Below are 1,883 nucleotides of genomic sequence, written 5' to 3' on the forward strand. Positions count from 1 at the left end.
GCAACTCGCCGACGCCATCGCCGCGCTCGGGAAGTCGGAGACCGAACTCGCCCAGGTCCGCGCCCTGGCCGACCGGTGGGTCGAAGCCGGGCCGCCTCCGCTCGGCACGTCGATGTCCCGCTGGCGGGACATGCGGCTCGCCGAACTCCACACCGCCCTCAACCAGCCCGGCCGCGCCGGACAACCCACCCGGACAACCCCGGACAACCCCAACCCGGCCACGACCCAACCGGCCGGCCACGTCTACCTGTCCACCGGCTGCCACCACGGCGATCACGACTACTGCCAGTCCATGACCGGGCTGAACGGGGCCAAACGGCCGGGCGAGTGCAAGCACTGCGGCGCGAAATGCCGGTGCGGATGCCACCGCCCTCAGGCCGCTCGCGCCGATGAACCCGCGCGAACAATCCCGAACAACCCTGCCACCAGCAACAACACGAAGGAGAACTGACCATGGGATGGGGTTCCGCCTACAGCCTGTTCAACACCATGGCCGACGCGCTCATCGAAGCCACCGCCTCCGACGAGATCAAGGAACGCGCCCTCACGAAGGTCATCGCCGCTCTTCAGGAAGACGACTGGGACACCGAGCTGGACAGCCTCCAGGGCTACCGCAACGACCCGGCGATCGTCCGCGCATTCGCCGCCAACGGCATCGAGTGGCCCGAGTAGCCCGGCCCGGCCTGACGGCCGTGGCATCCTGACCTCAGCCCGCAGTCGGAGGCGTCCGGTGAACTGCGGGCCCTGGCGCGGCTTACCTCGGCTGCCCAGAGGTGATGGCCTGAGGGCGCGACCGCCAACACCGAGTGCCCCGTTCCCCCGAGCGGGGCACTCGCCGTCTGGCATCCTGCTGTTGCGGCATTCGGGTGCGAGACCCGGCGCGCGTGATCCGCTTCGCGTGGAAGGTGGAACGCCACCGGCCGGAAGGGCGCCAACCCCCGTGCCGCATCGTCTGCCGGGACAAGGCCGGGACCAGGCAACTGGACCCTCCCGCCGCAATGCAGGCAGTGGCTCCCGGAGACCGTGCCCGCCTCACCCACCCCGAGCGGGGCGGGCACCCCCGGTTGTCGGCGCTGGCGGTTACGCTGAACAGGCTGTCTGCCGCTCCCGTTGGCTGCGCGAGACAGACAGCGATGCCAGAAGGTCAGCAGAAAGCCCCCGGCCGGGTCATACGGTCGGGGGCTCTGTCGTGGTGGGGGTCAACCCCAGGCGGTGTCACCCATCCTGCGGCTCCGGCCACTCGTCGGCCACGTCACGCAGCCTCCGCGCAGCAGCCGAGGCGCCGGACTCCCATGCTTCGTCCAGGTCGCTGAAGTCCGAGCAGTCCGGCGCTGGCATGTCCGAAACGGAGTCGGCCGCCTCACGGAGGATGGCCGCCCGGTAGGCGTCGAGGAGCTGCGCCGCCTCACCCAACGGCGTACCCGTCTTCCCCGCCGCCTCGTCGTACGGCGGAGTGTTCAGACGGGACATGAGCGCGAGACGCGGATCAACAGTGGTGGTCACGGACTCTCCTTGGGGCTGGCTTAGGAATCGGTCCCGCTTCTTGCCCTGCTGCTTCGGGTTCGCCTGAAACCAGGCGGCTACCTCGTCGGCTTGGAACAGGGTCTTAGTGGAGCCCTCGACCGGAACGGGCTGAGGGAAGGTGCTGCTGAGCCGGTACGTGTGGAGCGCCGACCGGCTGACCCCGTGCTCCAGCTCGATCTGCTTCAGGGTGATCAAGCGGCTCCCCTCGCTCTCAGGGTTCTCGGGCACGGCTACATCCTTCCCGATGTTCTGGACATTGTCCAGAACCTCTGTCACTGTGGAACGGCACCAACGGCAAGGCCCCCGGATCGGCGCTGGAACGCCACATGATCCGGGGGCCGGGCCTACCCACAACCTCG

2 protein-coding genes and 1 pseudogene are annotated in these 1,883 nt (G+C 69.1%); 2 read left to right on the forward strand and 1 reads right to left on the reverse strand.

Annotated features, from left to right (window positions below; translation table 11 throughout):
* Together I8N67_RS41310 and I8N67_RS41315 are read left to right on the forward strand one after the other, a co-directional pair.
* Window positions 1–451 (forward strand): annotated as a pseudogene (locus I8N67_RS41310) (hypothetical protein); the annotation flags it as partial.
* A gap of 2 nt (window positions 452–453) precedes the next feature.
* Window positions 454–672, forward strand: a complete 219-nt coding sequence (locus I8N67_RS41315; RefSeq protein ID WP_200309454.1) for a hypothetical protein — start codon at window positions 454–456, stop codon at window positions 670–672.
* 543 nt (window positions 673–1,215) lie between these two features.
* On the opposite strand, the gene I8N67_RS41320 is transcribed toward I8N67_RS41315, so the two are convergent.
* Window positions 1,216–1,752 (reverse strand): helix-turn-helix transcriptional regulator, encoded by a 537-nt coding sequence (locus tag I8N67_RS41320; RefSeq protein WP_200309455.1) that lies wholly within the window; start codon window positions 1,750–1,752, stop codon window positions 1,216–1,218.
* Window positions 1,753–1,883 lie beyond the last annotated feature (131 nt).

It is taken from the genome of Streptomyces adelaidensis (assembly GCF_016598475.1).
Taxonomy (GTDB): domain Bacteria; phylum Actinomycetota; class Actinomycetes; order Streptomycetales; family Streptomycetaceae; genus Streptomyces; species Streptomyces adelaidensis.